Source organism: Paenibacillus sp. FSL R10-2734 (assembly GCF_037963865.1).
Taxonomy (GTDB): Bacteria; Bacillota; Bacilli; order Paenibacillales; family Paenibacillaceae; genus Paenibacillus_AQ.
On sequence record NZ_CP150170.1, the window covers coordinates 1,877,606 to 1,897,753 of the forward strand.

The window sequence follows — 20,148 nt, forward strand, 5'->3', positions numbered from 1 at the left end:
ATGACAATGATTTCACAGCGTTTTTATAAGGGCCGCACCGCATTAAATGTACTAGCTAAAGATATCGAGAATGCTAAAGAGATTTATGCCGCGGCGGAAGGTCATGTGCTGGTCGGTGTACTCTCTAAGGATTATAAGACGGTAGAAGAAGCCGTAACCGCCATGAAGCAATATGGTCAAGAAATAGAAGATGCTGTATCGATTGGCTTAGGTGCAGGGGATAATCGCCAAGCGGCAATTGTGGCCGAGATTGCTAAGCATTATCCGGGTAGTCATATTAACCAGGTGTTCCCTGTGGTCGGAGCTACACGCGCTAATCTTGGTGGGAAAGACAGCTGGATCAACAGCATGGTCTCCCCTTCTGGTCGCGTTGGTTACGTGAATATTTCAACAGGACTCTTCAGTGCTGCGGAGAGTGAAGCGGCGATTGTACCTGTAGCATCAGCAATTGCGCTTGTTCGGGATATGGGTGGTAATGCACTGAAGTATTTCCCAATGCAGGGATTAAGCCGTGAAGAGGAATACCGCTCTGTCGCGAAGGCCTGTGCTGAGGCAGGGTTTGCACTCGAACCAACCGGTGGAATTGATATGGACAATTTCGAGGCTATTCTGGAAATTGCTCTTGAAGCAGGGGTGCCACAAGTGATTCCGCATGTCTACTCATCCATTATCGACCAAGAATCGGGACAGACCCAGATCCAGGATGTGCGTGATTTGCTTGGAATTATGAAGAGGCTGACCGATAAATATGCCTAAAGTAATCGGGGCATTCGGAGAAGTAATGATGCGTCTGCAGGTGCCGGGAGTTCAGCTGCTATCACAAGGAAACACCTTGAATTATTCATTCTCTGGCACTGGGGTTAATGTCAGCTCTGCACTAGCACGCTTCGGGCATGAAGGTGCTTTGGTTTCCCGTTTGCCGAATACTTCTTTGGGAGATGCCGCCGCGGCGTATTTGCGGAAGCTGGGAATCTCATCTACCTTCGTTATACGAGGGGGAGAATACCTAGGCTTGTATTTCTTGGAGAACGGATTTGGCGCTCGTCCAAGTAAGGTGACTTATAGCAATCGTCTGGAGAGTAGCTTCAACACGGCTCCTGAGGAAACTTATGATTATGAAGAGATTGCGCGAAGTCTGGATGTGATCCATTTCTGCGGCATTACGCTGGCTATGAACGATAGTGTGCGTCATCACATGAAATCCTTAGCTAGAGCAGTAAAGCAGCAGGGGGGGACTGTGATCTTCGATTGCAACTATCGTCCATCCTTATGGGGAGCGGAAGGGTATTCACAAGCGAAGCCGCATTACGAGGAAATGCTGAGGCTGGCCGATATCGTAATGATGAATGAGAAGGACGCGATCTATATCTTGGGGATGAGCACTGAACAAGCTCATCGTGAAGAGCAATTGATTGAGCTTATTCCCGCGGTTGCGAAGCAGTACGATATTTCGGTGATCGCAGGCACACATCGCAGTATTCATGGCGATAACTCACATTCACTGCGAGGGTTTCTTTATAAGAATCAGAGCTTCTTCTTTTCGGATACACTGAGATTTCTCGTCTATGATAGAATAGGGGCTGGAGATGCCTATACGAGCGGAATTGTGCATGGAGAGCTAACAGGATTTACACCTGAGCAGACAGTACGGTTTGCCGCTGCCGCTAGTATGCTAGCCCATACTGTCGAGGGCGACACTCCCATGGCTTCAGAAGCGGATGTACTTCGAGCCATGACCCTATCTGTAGGCGATGTAGAAAGGTAGTGAACCTCTTGAGTTTGTCCCGAAAAGATAAGCCCTTATATATGCAAATCGCAAATATTATAAAGGATCGGATTCTACACGGAGTCTATCCTATCGGGTTGAATATTCCTTCCGAACCACAGTTGGAGCAGGAATTTAATGTCAGCAAGATCACTGTGCGCGGTGCCATTCAGGAACTCGTCCAAGAGGGATTTCTGGAGAAAGGGAGCGGTAAGGGGACGAAGGTGATCCGCAATACCTCATCCTCCAAGCTGTCCAAATGGAAGAAGTTCACGGAAATTCTGGTGGATGAAGGGCATCAAATTCGGAAGCAATGGCTAAAGGCGGAGCGGGTATATAATGAAGCCGGAAGTGAACCTTATCGTTTATTCGGTGAATATTGTATACGCTTGGAACGCATATACAGTCTCAATGATATTCCATACGTTCATTACACGCATTATTTAGTAAATGGTATGGATGATTTGGATCTACTAGACTTAAATGCCCAGTCCTTGTATGAACTGCTTGAAGAACGGAGCGTTTCCTTAGAGAAACTGCGTGATGAATTTTTCGTTGCTGTTCCTCCGCCTGATGTAGAGGAGATATTGCTTCTGGATAAGAAGATTCCATTGCTGAAGCGAACACGTTATTCTTACGATGAGCTTGGCAAGGTAACTGAGTATAGTATCGGCTTTTACAACACGGAGCTGCAGAATTATGTAGTGAACTATGAGGTGTAGTTAGAGAAAATCCGGAGCAGTTTGTAGGGTGAATTCCCTGCAGGATGGTTCGGATTTTTTGTATCTTTGCAAGCGGTAAATATAATTATTTAAATTTATGAATATACAAGATGTGATGACTGATGTAAAATTACAATACCTGAAGCGTCCTGGAACAGCTTAAGGGCTTTTTGCATGCTCTTTTGCAGATTGCAAAGACTAGGGGCATGTCGACTATAGAAAGATTAATGGAGGTTGGAGATTTTTATGAAGAAAAGAGCTTTGAAAAGAATGATGATGATGTCGATGATGGTAGCTGTCATCGCTGTACTTGCAGTCGGTTGTGGTTCAAAGAATAACACGAATACAGCATCGACAGAAGGAACTACAGGTGAGGCTTCAAAAGAAGTTGTTACTTTGTCACTTGGCCTATTGCCTTCGATTGATGCTATTCCTTTTGTAATTGCACATGAACAAGGTTTCGATAAGAAACATGGAGTGAACCTAGATATCCAAACGTTCAAGAGTGCAAAAGACCGTGATGTCGCTTTTCAAGCAGGTAAGCTAGAGGGGATCAGCGCTGATTTGGTTGCGATTTCTATTTACAATGAAGCCGGGCTGGATGTGAAGATCACTAGCACCACTTTTGGTGAATTCGATTTATTGACTGGGAATGACGCGATTCAAGAAGTGAAGGACTTGAAGGGCAAAACCGTGATTTTATCCAAAAATACCTCCACACAATATACTGTGGCGATGATGCTGAAACAAGCGGGTTTGACGGAAGATGATATTACGGTAACTGAGGTTCCGCAAATCCCTACCCGTTTAGAATTGCTTAAGAATAATAAGGCGGATGCAGCGATTTTGCCTGAACCATTTGTAACTATGGGTAAAGCTTCAGGCTTGCGCGTGCTTAGCTCAACGCATACAGCGGGCGTGAATCCATTTGTATTGGCTTTCCCACAGACTGCAATTGATGCTAAGGCAGATGCGATTCGCAGTATGTATGCTGCTTATGATGAAGCTGTAGCCTATATGAAATCTCATGATCAATCCGAATATATCGATCTTGTGATCAAAGAAGTTGGTTATCCAGAAACATTGAAAGATGAAATTAAAGTGCCTGATTATATCCCTGCCAATCAAGTGGATGTGAAAGAAGTGGAAGCCGCATTTGCATGGGCACGGGAAAAAGGTTTGCTTAGCAAAAATATCTCGCCTGAAGATGTGATTTCTGATGTCCAGTTCAAAAAATAAGGGACTTGTTATAAAAGACCTTAAAGTAGAGTACAAGACGGGGCAATTAGCCTTAGGACAGATGGATTTATCTTTTCCAGAGCATGGGATTTACACGATCATCGGACCCTCTGGCAGCGGGAAATCCACTTTATTACGGGCGATCGCGGGCTTGCTTCCAAGCTATATGGGGCAGATTCTTTTTAATGAGAAATCCGTGCATGATAAAGAAACTCTGATCGGTCTCGTACCGCAAAACTATGGCCTTCTCCCATGGAAGACTGTACATGATAATATTCAAATTGCGATGAAAATCTCGCATACGGCTAACCAATCCAAGCAAGAACGTGAGAACCAGATTGAACAGTGGCTTTCATCGATGAGAATCTCTGATTTAGCTGATCGTTATCCTCTATCTCTCAGTGGGGGACAGCAACAAAGAGTAGCAATTGCTAGAGCATTCGCCATTATGCCCACCATTTTATTGCTGGACGAGCCGTTCTCCGCACTGGATGCGATTACGCGGGAAACGCTGCAGATTCTCTTTTTGGATAACTGGTTGGCCCATCCGGCTACTACCTTATTTGTTACCCATGATGTGGAAGAAGCTATTCTGCTGGGGCAGAAAATTATTGTTATGCCATCTAATAAAGAAGAAGCTCCAGAAATGATTGATAATCAATTGGTATTTGAAATGAAGCATGAGGATAAGCGGGACAGTGTAGATTTCTTTGAGCAGACTAAGCAAATCAGAAAGGTAATGCAGGAGATATGGTGAGAACAAGTCGGCTTCATCACATAATAAGACTGTTGTTTGTGTTCTTTTGTATGAATGTGGTTTGGTATATTGCCTATTTGCTTATGAATCATTCGATTTTGCCGAGTCCATTCGCTGTATATAACGCTATGTTTCATTTAGGGGTACAGGATGTTGCTTTAAATGTGGGGTATAGCTTGTTCAGAATTTTTGCGGGTGTGGTGCTGGCGTTAATCATTGGACTGCTCATTGGTCTGCTGATGGGACGTTCGCTGACTTGGAATAAGCTGCTGGACCCTGTCGTTTATTTAACATATCCTGTTCCAAAAATCGCCCTGCTTCCCGTTGTGATGCTGTTCTTCGGGCTTGGCGAAACGTCTAAAATCTTGATGATTATGCTGATTCTATTGTTTCAAATTATCATCTCTGTTAGAGATGGTGTGAAGGCCATTCCTGAGAATACCTATGATGTCTTAACGAGTATAGGTGCTAGCTCTGTGCAGAAATTCTGGCATGTGACACTGCCGGGTGCACTGTCGGTCATTCTGAGTACGATTCGTATTTCGCTTGGAACGGCGATATCAGTCCTCTTTTTCACGGAGATTTATGGAACTGAGCATGGCATGGGTTTTTTCATTATGGATGCTTGGTTAAGACTGGATTATCCGGAGATGTATGCGGGAATTATGCTGTTTAGTTTGGTGGGGTTTGTCCTCTTCTTGCTTGTTGATTTTCTGGATTACAAGTTTATGAAGTGGCGGAATTAAATATGATTGTATCGGCTAAAAAGATTAGACCAGCAGGCTCCAGCATGGAGCTTTGCTGGTTTTTTTGTTGTATAGGAAATTAACGGTATGCCCTTTTAATTGCAGTTTGTACAATAGAAACCCACGTTTCCGCTCGAAAAAGTTCATCTACTGCACTTTGTGCAACGGATCTCCAGGAAATGTGCTAGTAAAGGGTATTTTTCATATGATTGATTGCACAAAATACAATAGAACTGCAATTCAGTGCTATTTAAATAAATTCTGTTGTATGAAATACAACAGAATTGAAAATTCCCCGAAAAAAATCGGAGAATCATAACAGACGCTATGTTCGATAGTCGCTTTTGCCCGAGTATATAGTGATCCTTACCGACCAAGAAGCGCCGGCACGATAAATCGACCGAACACATTAGCTGGTGAGCCTTTTTTGTACTTATCCGCAGTGATGACTGCGACCAGCTCGTAGGATGGAACCACAAGGATATGCTGACCTCCGAATCCGAGTGCAAAATAATAAGGAATCTCGTTTCGCTGCTGCTCAGTACCAGCATTGAATGAGGATACCCACCAGTGCCAGCCGTAAAAGCCCTTTTGTGGTAGCGTAGCTGCAACATAGGGACGAGTGGACTTCTGAACAGTATCCGAAAGAATGAGCTGCTGGTCCTTCCAGCACCCCTGCTGCAAATAAAGTAGGCCGAATTTCAGCATATCCTCCGGCTTCAGATAAAGGCCAAAGCCACCGGTATGTACGCCTTGGGGATCGGTATCCCAGCGGTAGCTTTCGATGCCAAGCGGCTGAAATAGCTGAGCTTTGGCAAATGCTGCAACGTCTTGTCCAGAACACTCACGCAGGATAGTGGATAAGAGCTGAGAGCATCCGGAGTTATAAGTCATCACGGTTCCCGGCGTATGAGCTAGCGGCTGGGCGAGCACAAACTTTACCCAGTCTGTGGTTTTGGTCATGGTCGGAAAGGAATTCTGCCCCCCGAACTCCGTCCAGTTAAAGCCCGCTGTCATCGTTAATAAGTGACCGATAGTGATCTCTCTTTTTCGTGGATCTTGATCCTCTTTTAATAAAGGGAAAAATAGAGAAATAGGTGTGTCAGGTGGCGGAATGATTTGTTTATCTATGGCTATGCTGACCAGGGCGGCGAGCACGCTTTTGGTGCAGGAGTTAATTTTGCCAAGCTCTTCTGAGATTTTTGGCTCGCGATAATGCTCCAGTATGGGTTTTCCATGTTGAACGATTAGACAACTGCGAATATCTAGGCCAGTAATGCCGTCTATAAGCGGCTGAAGGTTCCAGTCAGTGATGTGGGTGGCCCCCTTTCAGAGATGAGTTAAAGCTGTAGCTGCCTACCATTATAGCTCATATAGCATGCATTACATAAACAATGTAATTTCCTGTCGTTAAATAAATATGGAAAATATAAGGAGATATCTGTATAATGTTATGAATCACGTGTTAGAGGAGGATGAATTCTTTTGAAAAGCAATAATACTCACTTTGTTCATCAGACAGCTAAAACGGTATTGATCACTACAGTGGCACTTGCGTTATTGTTACCCCCAGCTTTGGCCGCAGCCGATTCTACATCTGTTAGTAGTAACACTTCGGTAACACAGGTTAGCGCACAAGCCCCGACTACTACAACGATCTCCGAGGCTGATCCGACAAAAGTAAAATTCACACAGGAGCAGGCGGTTGCGAAGCTAAGAGAACTATTCCCATCCCTAAAAGATGCAACAGTAAACAATGTTCAACTGGGATCTAACCAAAGCTACCCAGCTCCAACAAATCAAATGATCTGGAACATTCAGTGGCAGATTCAAGAGGGGAATATGGGGCATGGCTTTAGCAGTGAGATAGATGCCATTAATGGAGATATCATCAATACGTACATTTCATACCCTCGTGAGAATAACGAATCCTATTATCCACCGAAAGTATCGCAGACTCAGGCACTGGAGATCGCCAAGGCTTTTGTGGCTAAAGCAGCCTCATCGGTTAAGAGCAGTGATCTGCAATTAAATGAGAATGCTGGTTATAATTACTTTTCGAACTCTTTATTCGGTCCTGTTCAATATGGCTATTACTTCAGTGTCATGAAGAATGGTATTCCTTCTGGATCGGATAGCATTAACATAGTTGTGGATGGCAACGGAAAAGTGACGCAATTCTCTAAGTTTTCTCAAGGGCTTGAATACCCATCTGCACAGCCCAAGATTACCCTGGAGCAAGCACAGAAGCAATTTGCGGAACAGTTTGATTTAGGTCTTTTTTACACTCCTATTTATAAGAACGGAAAACCTAACAGCTGGATTGTAGGCTGGCGTCCAATTGATCAGTCTCTATATCCTATCGATGCATTGACCGGTAAGAGAATAGATTTAGAAGGAAAAGAATCCGTATCCACTGCAGTCGTGTATTCAGATTTAACCAAGACCAAGGATGTCTATCAAGCAAGAAGCTCAACTACAGAGCTCTCTGCAAAAGAAGCAGAGCAGCTTGTAAAGAAGGTTGCTTATATTCCAGCAGATCGTAAATTGATCTCTCAAAGCTTGAGAAATGACTATCAGGATACGGATCGGAAGATCTGGCAGTTATACTGGGGTGGTAATGGAAATGAACGTTTCATTGGTGCTGGCTTCCCAGAACAATCCTCTGCCGAGATCGATGCAAAGACTGGTGAAATATTGCAGTACCAAGCTCAAACTTATGGTATTAATCAGGATAAGAAGGAAGAGCCGGCTCCTGCTGGAGGGAAGAAGCTTAGTGAGGTTGAAGCTAAGACTAAAGCGCTTAGTATAATTAATGGTCTATATCCTCAGGCGAGTCAGAAGCTAAAGCTTGTAGAATATGGAGCTAACTCAAGCGTGACTTCAGACGGATCAGGATACAGATATCAGTTTATTAGAGTTCATCAAGGGATTCCTGTGAGTGACAGTACCATTTCGGTAAGCTTGGATCTTTACGGTAGACTGACTTCTTACATGGGGAATCGGATAAAGGGTATCGATGAAATCACATTATCGCCTGATGCAAAAATTTCCAAGAAGGAAGCGCTCGAAACCTATAAACCTAAATATCAAACTAAGCTAAGATACACTCAGGTTGGTGGATACAATGCTTATAATAGCTATGCAGCACCAAAGGTGAAACTGATATATGATACAACCATTGCTGAATTTAATGGATTGAATCAGGTTTTAGATGCAGCCACTGGAAAATGGGTTGCGGTCTATGATTACTTGGGTCAGCAAGATGCTCAACTATCTGCGACGGATATCAAAGGCCACGCAGCGGAACAAGCCTTATCAGAATTAGTAAAATACCATGTGATTACTCCGGATGCCGATGGCAAAGTGAACCCAGATCAAGAAATATCTGTTGGCGATTGGCTAACCTATCTTGCCAAGGCTTCTAATCCGAACTTCAGCAATTATTATAGTAATAATGAACGAAAAACTGTGGCAGGCGTGAAGCCTGAGAATTCCTATTATGATGCTGTTACTTATGCAGCAGATCGTAAGTGGATCAACAAGGATGAGAGCCTGCAAATAGATAGTAAGTTAACCCGGGAACAGCTTGCTGTTCAGCTAGCTAATTTTTTGAAATATAACAAACTCACAACCTATCTTGATAAAGATGTGACTGTAAGTCAGTTCAGTGATAATGCATCTATAAACAATAAGGGAGCAGTGGCTCTTGTTGTGAAATTGGGAATCCTAAAGGATGACAACGGCAAGTTTAATCCACAGCAGACTGTTACGAAAGCGCTGGCGGCTTCGGTAATTATGAAGCTAGTGGAGCTGCAAGGAAAGACCGATCAGATTATTGGTCAATAAGAATATATAAGCATAAAAGAAAATAACCCGAAAGACGGACACCTTTACTGAAAGGGTGCATCTTTCGGGTTATCTTTTTATATGGGATTCAACGGTAATTAATGGAGTTGTTTATCTACTTCTTTAATTGGATTCTCGTTAACATTCTCTTCAACCTTGCTGCTCATAAACCAGCCAATTGCAGCGATGAGTACGAGCACAACATAGAAGGTGAGCTTCCACCAAGTGCTATGTGCGAAGTCTTCGGAAAGAACACCAAGTGAAGGGTGTGCCAAGGTGATGACTGCGAGCTTAACTCCGACCCAACCTACGATGAAGAAGGCTGCAATTTCAAGACCTGGACGGGTATGGAGCAATTTAACAAAGAAGGTAGCTGCGAAACGCATAATGACCAGACCGATAAATCCACCAGCAAAGATGACGAGGAACTGTCCGCCGTCAAGTCCACCGATTTGTGGAAGACCACTTGCAGGAAGAGCAACGGCAAGTGCAACTGCTGCTAGGATGGAATCGACCGCGAAGGCGATGTCAGCAACTTCTACTTTGAAGACAGTAAACCAAAAGCTGGATTTCTTTTTATTGACTGCAGTACCAGTACCGCTTTCAGCTGCTTCATCCGTAACTGGCTTCTTGAACAATAGTTTTCGGAAGATATGATTCCCCGCGATAAACAATAAATAAATCGCGCCGATGGCTTGTACTTGCCAGATATCAACCAGGTAAGAGATGACAAATAGTGATCCGAAGCGGAATACGAAGGCTCCGGCTAATCCGTAAAATAGCGCTTTTTTTCTTTCCTCATCAGGAAGATGTTTAACCATAATTGCCAATACCAATGCGTTATCTGCGGCTAGTAGTCCTTCAAGTGCTACAAGAACGAGCAATACCCAGCCGTACTCTAATATTAATCCCCAATCCATTACTGTTGTCCTCCCTTTTCTAATGCAAATATCTACTATGAGATATTCACCATAACAGCTTAACCAATTTTATATAAAAAAGACCTTTACCAAACAGATTAGCCTTTGGAATAAAGGTCTAACCTGATTGGTAAAGGTCTCGCTAACAATGTTGAATTGCCAATAAAGCCGGAGAATATCCTCATATTCTCGTATTGACGACTTTATTTAACAGCTACTCCCCTTTACGGGATATATTAAATTTTAAAAATTATTTTTTTGTGTTTTTGCCTAAAGAGATCATATACGAGATGAAAGTTAATGTCAATAAAATATTGGAGAAATAAAGCTAGAGTTCTCTACTCCATTTTATGCTAACCCTTAACCGCCCCAGCCGTGATTCCCTTGGTCATCTGTTCTGTAAAGAGCAAGTAGATCAGAATAGTTGGTATGGCAATGATCGTCATAACAGCGAACTGAGCACCGTAGTTAGAGGAATATTCTCCGGCAAATTTCATAATGGAGAACGGAATGGTCTTGAGATCCTCCGAGGTGAGGAAGGTGTTCGCCATAATGAATTCATTCCAGGTGCTGATGAAATTGAGTACACAGATGGTAGCTAGTGCGGGTTTCGTAATTGGCAGGATGATGCGGAAGATCACACCGTAAATGCCGCAGCCATCGATAACCGCCGACTCTTCAATCGCGCGAGGGATGGTCTCTAGAAAACCAGTCATGATGAGCACGCTCATTGGGATGACAATAGCCGAATAAGGCAGAATCAGCGTATACATATTGTTCAGCATTCCGAGCTTGTTAAACAGGATAAAGTTCGGCAGCAGTGTGGCGTGAATGGGAATGATCATGCCCATCATGATGAGCGATAGGACAATACCACTTAGCTTCCATTTCATGCGGGTGAACGCATACCCCATCATCAGTGACACTAGTGCGGACAGCGCAACGGTAATTACTGTAATGATAAGACTGTTGGCAAAATAGCGTGGTACACGCCCGTAGGTAAAAGCATTTCTATAATTCTCCCATTGAGGAGGGGATGGCCATTTCAGAAAAGAGCTTCCAAAGAAATCACCACTCTTTAGTAGGGAGTAATCGATCAGCCAGATGAGCGGAAATAACTGAATCAAAGCGATGAGACCAAGAAACACCATCATTAGGATTTTGCCAGTTGTAGGTTTACTGCGCTTCTGTTTATGAAGCTTCAGATTGGGGGGCGAAGCGGCAGTTGCTAATGAATTATTCATATGATTTCCTCCGGTTACAGGGATTCTAAAACTCTCCGATATCTTTCTTCAGAACCTTATTGAGTATTACGGTTAGTACAAGGCAGAACACAATGAATAGGATAGATATTGCATTACCGTAGCCATATAGCGACGATGAGAAGGCGGTTTTGTATAGGTAGTTCCCTAAGAATTGCGTGCTGTTTGCCGGGCCACCGTTAGTCATTAAGAACACGGTTTCCATTTGCTTTAGACAGGTCGTAACCGCGATGATAATGGCAACTCGCATCATAGGCGAAAGAAGCGGTATGATGATGCGCGTGTAAAGGGTGAAATTGTTTGCGCCATCGATCTTTGCGGCTTCGCTTAGATCACTTGGAATGCCTTGCAGACCTGAATAATAAAGCAGCAGTGCGTACCCAAAACCTTGCCACATCACCACGATGATGATACACCAGATCGCTGTCTTCGGATCTCCAAGCCAATCATGTGTGAGTGAATCCAGCCCGACGCCACTTAGCAGCTTGTTGAGCAGTCCGTAATTGGGATGAAAAATCCCGCTCCACAGCTTGGCTGTAACCACAACGGAAATTACAGCGGGGATAAAAAAGATTGTCCGGAATATTTTTTCGTATTTACCGGAATTGGTCAGGAATATCCCTATTAGGATGGCAAAGGGATGCTGTAAGAATACAGTGGCAGCGGTCAGCAACAGGGCATTGCCTAGCGAAGTCCAGAATACTTTGTCATGAAATAGGATTTCGCGATAGTTATCAAAGCCAATAAAATTGTACTTGCCGATTCCGCCCCAGTCCGTTGAACCGTAATAAGCGCTCATAAAGATAGGGATGCAAATCATAAAAGCAAACAGGAATAGTCCGGGTGCGATGAGCAGAAATATCGCTTTTTTGTCGCTTAACACTCTGTGCATGGAAATCTCCGTCCTTTGAAAGAGTAATCTATCTAATACCATCGTAACGGGAAGCTAGACCCTGGAACATGCCGTATATTTCAGATGATTGTACACATTTTTTAAATTATGGAATGATAATTTTCTCTGATACCAAAGGCATTTATGCTTGAACAACAAACCCCCGGCCTCTGGGGGAGCCGGGGGTTTGTACGCAACCATTTATGGAGTTAATTTTGGAACGTCGAGGTTCATATTCCTCGCAGTTTTAGAGACTATTTACCAGCCAATTTATCGGACGCAGCGTCAAGTGCTTTGGCGAATTCTGCTGTAGTTGTAGCGCCGGAGAGCAGGCTTTGGTGAGCCTCCATTACCTTTTGCTTGAACTCGTCGTTACCAATATCCTGCAGTGGAGTTCCGCTGGAAGAGGTCATCGAGCTGAAGACATCCACTAGTTCTTTTTGGAGTTGAGTTTCATTTCCAGTCAAGAATTCATTGAATTTTTGCGCAGGTGTACCCGCGCCAGCTTGCCATAACATCTTGGACCAGTGTTCAGGCGCGAAGAAATATTTCAAGAAATCAACAGCGGCTTCAGCGTGTTTGGAGTTCTTGCTTACTGCATATCCACCACCGTACCAAGCAGCGTCATCCGTTGATTTGCCTTTATCTGAGCCAGGGAAAGCGAATGCGCCTACATTATTGCGGAATTCTTCAGAAAAGTTCACATCCGTAGCTAAGCCAGACTCCCAAGCGCCCATAAAGAACATAGCGGCTTGTCCTTGTCCGAACAAGTTACGCGCTGCGCCGTAATCGGCGGTCAACCAGCCGTCGGCAAAGCCTTTGGCATTTGCGAAATCTTGCATTTCAGTTGCAGCTGCAACGAGGCTAGGATCATTAAAGGATATTTTACGAGCAACAGCTTCATCCATCTTATTAAAATCACCATTTTGACGTTGAGCAACGAACTCATACCAGATTGGCAGCGTCCATGCATCCATACCATTCATAGCGATAGGGTTGATTTTGTTGGCACGTAATGTTTTGACAGCTGCAAGCAGATCAGCAGTAGTCTTTGGCACCTCGATACCGTTGTCAGCAAAGATTTTTTTGTTATAGAACATGACCATATAGTCTGCACTACGCGGCAATCCATATAGTTTGCCATCTTTGCTGAAGCCGTCCATTGAACCAGAAACAAATTGATCGCCTTCGAAGTCAGCGCTGTTCAGTTCAAGCAGCAAGTCATTATCGAGCAGTGGACTCAGGAATGAAGGCTGACCCCAAGCTTGAATGATATCAGGCATCTGATTGCTGGAGGCATATACTTTGATTTTCGACTTATAAGGTTCATCTTGAAGCGCTTCCACTTCTATTTTGACGTTAGGATGTTCTTTCATATAAGCGTCGATGATGTCTTGCTCCACTTTGCCTGAACCGTTTGCCCGATCCGCAAGTGCGGTGAAGAACTTCAGTGTGATTTTTTCGGCTGGTGCGTTCTCCGCTGCGTTCGCTGTTGCCTCGGCAGTAGCTTCGGCCTTGTCATTCGCAGGAGCGTTTGTAGCTTTCGCATTGTTATTTCCGCCACCGCAGCCTGCAAGCAGAGCTGGAAGCATTAGACTCATAAGCATTAGCTTGATTCCTTTACTTTTCATCAAAAACCCACCTTTTTTAGAATGATGTATTTTGAAGGAACGAGTGTTATCCATCATGGAAGATGACAACGTCGTTTCTTCTTGCATCCTCATCTTAAGAGTTTCTGGCTGATAGAAACATGGTCCATATTTAAGAATGATGTAGGCATTTTTTAGCGAATGTAAAAAGCGGGTTCAGGGTTAATTGATTTCAGTTATACTTGGTTTACACATCTTTTTCTAAATATATGAAGGTGGTTCTCATGAATCGAAACATTCGCTTAGTAAGCCGTTATCGCCATCTTCCGCTCCAATTTAAGCTGTTATTATGGTTCGTACCTTTGCTTCTGGTGACCATATTCGCTATGGGCTGGAACTCTTATCAGATCTCTTCGCAGCAGGTTGTGGAGAAAATGAAACAGTCACAGGACCATCTGACCAAAAAAACAGCAGAGCAGATCGATGAGATGGTAAAAGGTATGATATCTTTTTCGAATACGCTCTTTCTGGATGAAAGTGTGCAGCGGCTCCTAGCATCGTCTGAAGCGCAGAAGGAACGTAATTCTGTATTTAAGACGGTTACTAATCTGATGGTTGCAGGCAATTCCATTCAGTCACTGATTCTATACTCTTTAGAAGATCAGAACAATGGGGCGGAGCCTTTTGCTGCGAATCAGGCAGGATTGACGACAGGTATGAAGTACTCGGATTTTATCAAAACCTCGTATTATCGGGAAGCTATTAAAGCAGCTGGTAGCCCTACCTTTGGACTCTCCAGACCCACTGACGGCATTTTTGTAGGCGATCATTACCATAAGATTCTGCTCTCCAGAATTATCAAGAATATTTACACATTAAAGCCGGCAGGACTTGCTGTGATCGGTGTGGATGCAGGGAAGATTGGGAGCCAATATCTCGACAATGCTGAAGATGATGTAGATATGTTCGTGCTTGATCGAGACGGGCTGATTATTACGGCTTCGAATCCTAGCTGGATTGGTAAAAGAGATCTGGAACTTCCGTATTTTGCGGATAGCGACCCTCAGTTGACTGTTAAAAAAAGGCTGGAGTCTACAGCGGATCATAAACAGTGGATTGTATCACATCTGCAGTCGGAGACGACAGGTTGGTATGTGGTAGTGGCTCATTCCAAACGGCAGCTTGTTAAAGAGCTCGGTCAGATTTTACAGGTCACGATGACAATCGCTGTTCTGTGCTTAGTGGTAAGCCTAATGGTTACTTGGCTGGCAGCCGCCGCTATTACGAAACCACTGAAGAAGCTTTCCCGTTCGATGCGCAGACTGCAGACAGGTGATTTCACGCAGCGGGTATTTTTTGAAGGGAATGACGAGATCGGCTTACTCGGACATGGTTATAATCTAATGGTGCAGCGGATCAAATCGCTCATCAACGATGTATACGCCTCTAAAATGAAGCAACAGGAGGCAGAATTGAAAACGCTTCAAGCTCAAATCAGGCCTCACTTTTTATATAACACGCTAAATACAATCTGTTGGGAAGCAGAGAAAAAGGGAGATAAAGAAATTGCCGATATGGTGTATTCTCTCTCTCAGGTGTTCCGACTCAGCTTAAATGATGGGCGTGATACGTTTACTTTGGAGCAGGAAGTAGAACTGGTGACCAATTACTTATTCCTGCAAAAGAATCGCTTTAAAGAGCGTTTTGAGTTTGAGATTTCTTTGGATGAGAGTATCAAGGATTTCACAGTACCTAAGCTGCTGCTGCAGCCACTGGCCGAGAACGCAGTAATTCACGGTATTGAACCGCTGTCTGGAAGTGGACTGATATCGGTTCGCGCTTACCGTATAGAGCAGACTATTGTGCTTGAGGTACAGGATAATGGTGTAGGAATCACGGCTGATAGACTTCGAGAGCTACATCAACGTTTAGCGAGGGGAAATTCTTTAGCTGAGGAAGAGAATGTTGGACGTACAGGCTTTGCGCTCATGAATGTGCAGGAACGACTTGCCTTATTTTTTGCGGGAGCTTCTCTGCAACTAGAGAGTGTGGAAGGGGCAGGCACACGTATTATTATTCATATCACTGTGGAGGGTCCATAAATGATGAAGCTGCTGATTGCTGAAGACGAAGACACCATCCGTGAGGGCATAGTAAACATGATTGACTGGAAGTCTCATCAGATTGAGGTAATGGGTGAGGCGGGGAACGGAAGCGAAGCGCTGGCTTTGATGGAGAAGGAACAGCCCGATCTTCTGTTAACGGATATCCGTATGCCACAAATGGATGGTCTGGAGCTGATTGAAATCGCACGGCGCAGAGGTTATGGCTTCCGGTCGATTATTTTATCCGGATATAACGAGTTCTCTTATGCGAAGCAAGCGATTTCCCTAGGTGTTGTTGATTATGTGCTGAAGCCATGCCGACCTGAGGAAATTCTGAAGACGGTATTGAAGGCGAAGGAGCTCATTGAAAGACAACGAAATCAGGAGGATGAACAGCTTAAAAAAGAGCGTTCCTGGCATAAAAATGCGCCGCTTGTAAAAAGCCAGGTTCTGTCTCAATGGATTTATCATCCACCGGTTCCGCTAGAACGGCGTCAGGAGCTAATCGGAGAGTTATCTATGGCGATTGGCTTTGAAGGGCCGCAGATTGGTCTTGTCAGCTTCGATTTTGACCCACCCTCCGCTGCAGGCACAGGACAGGATTTTGTACTTCTGCGTTACGCAGCGTTAAATATTATTAGTGAGACATTGTCGCCCATCTATAGAGGAAAGATTGAGACTTTTCATGATGGGAATAACCTGCTCTGGATTGGCAGCGGCTTAGGCGGAACGGATTCTCGCAAGCCTTACCGAGCACCCCTCCAGTTGAAAGAGCAGATTGAGAAGCTGCAGAGCAATCTGGAGAAATACCTCAAGCTGTCGATCAGTATTGCCGTTGGCTCCTGTCGCTCGGATATTTCTGAAGCTCATTTGTCGTATAAAGAGGCCCTTCAGGCGATGGAATCGCGATTTCTGAACGGAAAAGGCGGTGTCTATTTTTATACAGAAGGCACGGGAGTTATTGGCGGAGGTCCGCAGGAAATCGGGATTTTAGATGATCCTGAATTAAATGTGTTGGAGGATGAGATGCTAGTGGCGGTTGGTGCAGGGAGCAATGAGCTCGCACTCGATCTGCTGGAGAAATGGCTGGATCGTTTTCGCGGCAACCCGGGATGTCTCAAGCAAGAGGTGAATATTCGTGCAACTGCCTTTGTAGTTCAATTAAAGAGACTCGCGCAGGAAAAACAAGTCGCTGGCTTCGAATGGAAGCAGTATTTGGTCAATTGGATGGAGCAGGCACCACAGATAGAGACGTTGGAAGAATTGTCTACGATTTTGAATAAGGTTATGCAGAATGTGGTGGAGGCTTTTTCCAAGCATCGTCCGCTGCATCGCACAGTAGTTACTGCCATGGAGATCATCCGCAACAAATACAATACCAATCTGACATTAGAGTATGTCGCGAAGGAAGCTTATGTCTCTAATACTTATTTGAGCTCACTATTCCGTCAGGAGCTTGGTGTGAACTTTCTCGATTATTTGCATCAATACCGGGTAGAAGAAGCGAAAAAGCTGCTCCGCCAAAATCTTAAGATGTACGCGGTCGCCAAATTAGTTGGTTACGGGGAAGAGCGCCACTTCAGTGCTACTTTTAAAAAATGGACGGGACTCACACCCTCACAATATCAAAAGGGACTTGGGAAGTAGGGGGGAATTGTTATCTACTAGGCTCTGTGTGGTTAAACTCTACATATAGCTAAATAGGAGGTAACCGAGAAATGAACCCCAAATGGTGGAAAGAAAGCGTCGTGTACCAGATTTATCCGATCAGCTTCATGGACAGTAACGGAGATGGAATCGGAGACTTACGAGGGATTATCTCTAGGCTGGATTATTTGCAGGACCTAGGTGTAGATGTAATCTGGGTCTGTCCTATTTATAAATCTCCTAACCATGATAACGGTTATGATATCAGTGATTATTGTGACATTATGAAGGAATTCGGCACGATGGATGATTTTGACCAATTGCTAAGTGAGTTGCACTCACGTGGAATGAAGCTGATGATGGATTTGGTGCTGAATCACACGTCACACGAGCATCCTTGGTTTGTTGAATCTAGATCGTCGAAGGACAACCCGAAACGGGACTATTATATTTGGCGAAAAGGTAAAAATGGCGGTTCCCCGAACAACTGGGAGTCTTATTTCAGCGGTTCAGTCTGGGAGCTTGATCCGCATACGGATGAATATTATCTTCATCTCTACTCCAAATATCAGCCCGATCTGAACTGGGAGAATCCGGTGGTCATTGATAAGCTGCATGAGATGGTAGAGTGGTGGCTGAAGAAGGGCGTGGATGGATTTCGTTTTGATGCGATTGCACATATCGTGAAGACGAAAGGATATCCGGATGCGGATAACCCGGACGGAACACCTACTGTAAGGGCCTATGGGATGTTCTCGAATCTGGAGGATGTGCATACCTTGCTACAGAATCTATACGATAAGGTACTTTATTTCTACGATATTATGACGGTAGGAGAGACCTCGGGACTAGGGCCAGAGCAGGCGCTGGATTATGTTGGTGATGGGCGTCGGGAGCTAAACATGACTTTTCAGTTTGAGCATATGTTTCTAGATGCCGCTTCGCCGGGTAGTGGAAAATGGGATGTAGTCCCATGGAGTCTCCTAGAGCTGAAAAAGATCATGAGCAGCTGGCAGACGGTTCTGCATAACAGAGGCTGGAATGCGAACTATTTATGTAATCATGACCAGCCGCGCGCAGTGTCTCGGTTCGGGAACGATCTTTTTTACCGGATTCCTTCGGCCAAAATGCTGGCAACCTTCATTCATATGCTAGAAGGCACACCTTATATTTATCAAGGCGAAGAAATTGGAATGACGAATGTTTGTTTCGATTCCATTGATGATTACCGGGATGTGGAGACACTTAATTATTATGAAGAAAAGCGAAGAAATGGTGTTCCTGAAGCGGACATTATGTCTGCAATTCATCACAAAAGCCGGGACAATGCCCGCACTCCGATGCAGTGGGATGATAGTCACGCGGGTGGTTTTACAACAGGTGAGCCTTGGATTAAAGTGAATTCCAACTATATGGAGATTAACGCTGGCAATGCGGTTAAAGATCCCGATTCCATCTACAACTACTACAAACAACTGATTGCATTAAGAAAGAAACATAAGGTGATCGTGTACGGATCATATGATTTACTGCTCGCTGAGCATACAGAGATTTACGCGTACACCAGAACTTTAGAGGATCAACGACTGTTGGTTATTTTGAATTTTTTTGATGGAGAGCCTGTATTCGAATGGCCAGCGGGGTTTGATGCAGATCCAGATCAGCTGGAGCTATTAATAAGTAATTATACAGTGTCCAAAAATGAGGATATCAGTTCTCTCAAGCTTCGTCCTTATGAGGCACGAGTCTATTTGCAGCAGCTTGTGTAAAGGAAGTTACAAGAAGAGTTGTCATTAAGCGCCGAGAGGTCCTTGTGATGACTCTTCTTTGAGTTTGTCTGCAAAAGACTGTACAATGGCGTTACATTAACATACATAGAGTGGAGTTACAGGTAGACGCCTGTGGGAGGAGAGACAACATGACTGAATGGTATGAAAAGAGCTTCGGAGAGGACTATCTGATCGTATATAAACATCGAGACTTTGGTGGAGCTCGAAAAGAAGTGGAACAGATGATTTCGTGGCTGGGGCTACCGTCAGGCTCCACAGTGCTGGATTTATGTTGTGGCATGGGACGTCATTCTCTGGCGCTTTCGGAAGCAGGGTATAAGGTTACGGGAGTAGATTTATCAGAGGTATTGCTGCATGAAGCAAGATCTCAAAAAGGGGCGGAGCAGATAACCTGGCTTCGTTCCGACATGCGTGATTTACCACTAGATGGAGGATTCGATGCAGTGGTAAATCTGTTCACTTCTTTTGGTTATTTTGAGAAGGATGAAGAGCAAATAAAGGTTCTGCGTGAAATTTGCCGTTTGCTGAAGCCGGGTGGCAAGTTCGTTATTGATTTTTTGAACCCTTCGTATGTGATTCGCAATCTGGTGCCGCATTCTACGCGTGAGGATGGAAATAATTTGATTGATGAGTCACGCCGGATTGAGGATGGTTACGTGAAGAAGGACATCATTCTAACCGCCAAGAATGACCCTACACCTCGTCAATATCATGAGCGTGTGAAGCTATATTCACTGGAGGATTTCAGAGCGATGATCGAGAAAGCGGGCTTGCAGCTCGAAGCTGTACATGGCAGCTATGAAGATGAGGTTTATGATGCGGAAAGGTCCACTCGGATGATCTTTAGTGGAATACGTCCCTAAAT

At 44.3% G+C, this 20,148-nt stretch carries 16 protein-coding genes; 11 read left to right on the plus strand and 5 right to left on the minus strand.

The genetic code is table 11. From position 1 onward, the window contains the following. From NSS67_RS08385 to NSS67_RS08410, 6 genes are all read left to right on the plus strand, one after another. Positions 1–756, plus strand: coding sequence for a KDGP aldolase family protein (locus NSS67_RS08385; RefSeq protein WP_339319127.1), 756 nt, complete (start codon positions 1–3; stop codon positions 754–756). Further along, on the plus strand, positions 749–1,765 hold the full coding sequence (locus NSS67_RS08390; protein ID WP_339319128.1) for a sugar kinase: 1,017 nt from the start codon (positions 749–751) through the stop codon (positions 1,763–1,765). Before NSS67_RS08385 ends, NSS67_RS08390 begins: the two co-directional genes overlap by 8 nt. A 41-nt stretch (positions 1,766–1,806) precedes the next feature. After that, positions 1,807–2,487: a GntR family transcriptional regulator gene (locus tag NSS67_RS08395; RefSeq protein ID WP_339319129.1), complete on the plus strand. Its 681-nt coding sequence runs from the start codon at positions 1,807–1,809 to the stop codon at positions 2,485–2,487. Positions 2,488–2,733: 246 nt separating this feature from the next. Continuing rightward, complete coding sequence (locus tag NSS67_RS08400) at positions 2,734–3,726, plus strand: MetQ/NlpA family ABC transporter substrate-binding protein (protein ID WP_339319130.1); 993 nt, start codon at positions 2,734–2,736, stop codon at positions 3,724–3,726. Next, positions 3,707–4,483 (plus strand): ABC transporter ATP-binding protein, encoded by a 777-nt coding sequence (locus NSS67_RS08405; protein ID WP_339319131.1) that lies wholly within the window; start codon positions 3,707–3,709, stop codon positions 4,481–4,483. Before NSS67_RS08400 ends, NSS67_RS08405 begins: the two co-directional genes overlap by 20 nt. Before the next feature lie 83 nt (positions 4,484–4,566). Continuing rightward, positions 4,567–5,229: an ABC transporter permease gene (locus NSS67_RS08410; protein ID WP_339319132.1), complete on the plus strand. Its 663-nt coding sequence runs from the start codon at positions 4,567–4,569 to the stop codon at positions 5,227–5,229. Between the two features lie 366 nt (positions 5,230–5,595). Here the strand turns inward: NSS67_RS08410 and NSS67_RS08415 are convergent, their stop codons facing one another. Beyond that, the gene (locus tag NSS67_RS08415; RefSeq protein ID WP_339320543.1) at positions 5,596–6,543 is read right to left on the minus strand and encodes a serine hydrolase; all 948 of its coding nucleotides are present in this window, start codon (positions 6,541–6,543) and stop codon (positions 5,596–5,598) included. Between the two features lie 171 nt (positions 6,544–6,714). Between NSS67_RS08415 and NSS67_RS08420 the strand changes: the two genes are divergently transcribed. Next, entirely contained in the window at positions 6,715–9,078 is a 2,364-nt protein-coding gene (locus NSS67_RS08420; RefSeq protein WP_339319133.1) for a YcdB/YcdC domain-containing protein, read from the plus strand. 98 nt (positions 9,079–9,176) lie between these two features. Here NSS67_RS08420 and NSS67_RS08425 read toward each other — a convergent pair whose 3' ends face one another. The 4 genes from NSS67_RS08425 to NSS67_RS08440 all read right to left on the minus strand — a co-directional run bounded on the left by NSS67_RS08425 (position 9,177) and on the right by NSS67_RS08440 (position 13,783). After that, entirely contained in the window at positions 9,177–9,998 is an 822-nt protein-coding gene (locus NSS67_RS08425; RefSeq protein WP_339319134.1) for a TerC family protein, read from the minus strand. 353 nt (positions 9,999–10,351) lie between these two features. Next, entirely contained in the window at positions 10,352–11,242 is an 891-nt protein-coding gene (locus tag NSS67_RS08430; RefSeq protein WP_339319135.1) for a carbohydrate ABC transporter permease, read from the minus strand. Between the two features lie 25 nt (positions 11,243–11,267). Beyond that, positions 11,268–12,152, minus strand: a complete 885-nt coding sequence (locus NSS67_RS08435; protein ID WP_339319136.1) for a sugar ABC transporter permease — start codon at positions 12,150–12,152, stop codon at positions 11,268–11,270. 254 nt (positions 12,153–12,406) lie between these two features. Further along, on the minus strand, positions 12,407–13,783 hold the full coding sequence (locus tag NSS67_RS08440; protein WP_339319137.1) for an extracellular solute-binding protein: 1,377 nt from the start codon (positions 13,781–13,783) through the stop codon (positions 12,407–12,409). Between the two features lie 242 nt (positions 13,784–14,025). On the opposite strand from NSS67_RS08440, the gene NSS67_RS08445 reads away from it, so the two are divergent. From NSS67_RS08445 to NSS67_RS08460, 4 genes are all read left to right on the plus strand, one after another. Then, complete coding sequence (locus NSS67_RS08445) at positions 14,026–15,843, plus strand: sensor histidine kinase (RefSeq protein WP_339319138.1); 1,818 nt, start codon at positions 14,026–14,028, stop codon at positions 15,841–15,843. Further along, positions 15,844–17,493 (plus strand): response regulator, encoded by a 1,650-nt coding sequence (locus NSS67_RS08450; RefSeq protein WP_339319139.1) that lies wholly within the window; start codon positions 15,844–15,846, stop codon positions 17,491–17,493. It begins immediately after the preceding gene. 71 nt (positions 17,494–17,564) lie between these two features. Next, on the plus strand, positions 17,565–19,262 hold the full coding sequence (locus NSS67_RS08455; RefSeq protein ID WP_339319140.1) for an alpha-glucosidase: 1,698 nt from the start codon (positions 17,565–17,567) through the stop codon (positions 19,260–19,262). 149 nt (positions 19,263–19,411) lie between these two features. After that, positions 19,412–20,146, plus strand: coding sequence for a class I SAM-dependent methyltransferase (locus NSS67_RS08460; RefSeq protein ID WP_339319141.1), 735 nt, complete (start codon positions 19,412–19,414; stop codon positions 20,144–20,146). Positions 20,147–20,148 lie beyond the last annotated feature (2 nt).

What these genes read in the sequence shown, in the direction of transcription:
- NSS67_RS08435 (WP_339319136.1), bottom strand. Translation starts at nt 12,152, where the DNA reads ATGCACAGAGTGTTAAGCGACAAAAAAGCGATATTTCTGCTCATCGCA.
- NSS67_RS08425 (WP_339319134.1), bottom strand. Translation starts at nt 9,998, where the DNA reads ATGGATTGGGGATTAATATTAGAGTACGGCTGGGTATTGCTCGTTCTT.
- NSS67_RS08430 (WP_339319135.1), bottom strand. Translation starts at nt 11,242, where the DNA reads ATGAATAATTCATTAGCAACTGCCGCTTCGCCCCCCAATCTGAAGCTT.
- NSS67_RS08455 (WP_339319140.1), top strand. Translation starts at nt 17,565, where the DNA reads ATGAACCCCAAATGGTGGAAAGAAAGCGTCGTGTACCAGATTTATCCG.
- NSS67_RS08385 (WP_339319127.1), top strand. Translation starts at nt 1, where the DNA reads ATGACAATGATTTCACAGCGTTTTTATAAGGGCCGCACCGCATTAAAT.
- NSS67_RS08400 (WP_339319130.1), top strand. Translation starts at nt 2,734, where the DNA reads ATGAAGAAAAGAGCTTTGAAAAGAATGATGATGATGTCGATGATGGTA.
- NSS67_RS08395 (WP_339319129.1), top strand. Translation starts at nt 1,807, where the DNA reads ATGCAAATCGCAAATATTATAAAGGATCGGATTCTACACGGAGTCTAT.
- NSS67_RS08410 (WP_339319132.1), top strand. Translation starts at nt 4,567, where the DNA reads ATGAATCATTCGATTTTGCCGAGTCCATTCGCTGTATATAACGCTATG.
- NSS67_RS08390 (WP_339319128.1), top strand. Translation starts at nt 749, where the DNA reads ATGCCTAAAGTAATCGGGGCATTCGGAGAAGTAATGATGCGTCTGCAG.
- NSS67_RS08440 (WP_339319137.1), bottom strand. Translation starts at nt 13,783, where the DNA reads ATGAAAAGTAAAGGAATCAAGCTAATGCTTATGAGTCTAATGCTTCCA.
- NSS67_RS08460 (WP_339319141.1), top strand. Translation starts at nt 19,412, where the DNA reads ATGACTGAATGGTATGAAAAGAGCTTCGGAGAGGACTATCTGATCGTA.
- NSS67_RS08445 (WP_339319138.1), top strand. Translation starts at nt 14,026, where the DNA reads ATGAATCGAAACATTCGCTTAGTAAGCCGTTATCGCCATCTTCCGCTC.
- NSS67_RS08405 (WP_339319131.1), top strand. Translation starts at nt 3,707, where the DNA reads ATGTCCAGTTCAAAAAATAAGGGACTTGTTATAAAAGACCTTAAAGTA.
- NSS67_RS08450 (WP_339319139.1), top strand. Translation starts at nt 15,844, where the DNA reads ATGATGAAGCTGCTGATTGCTGAAGACGAAGACACCATCCGTGAGGGC.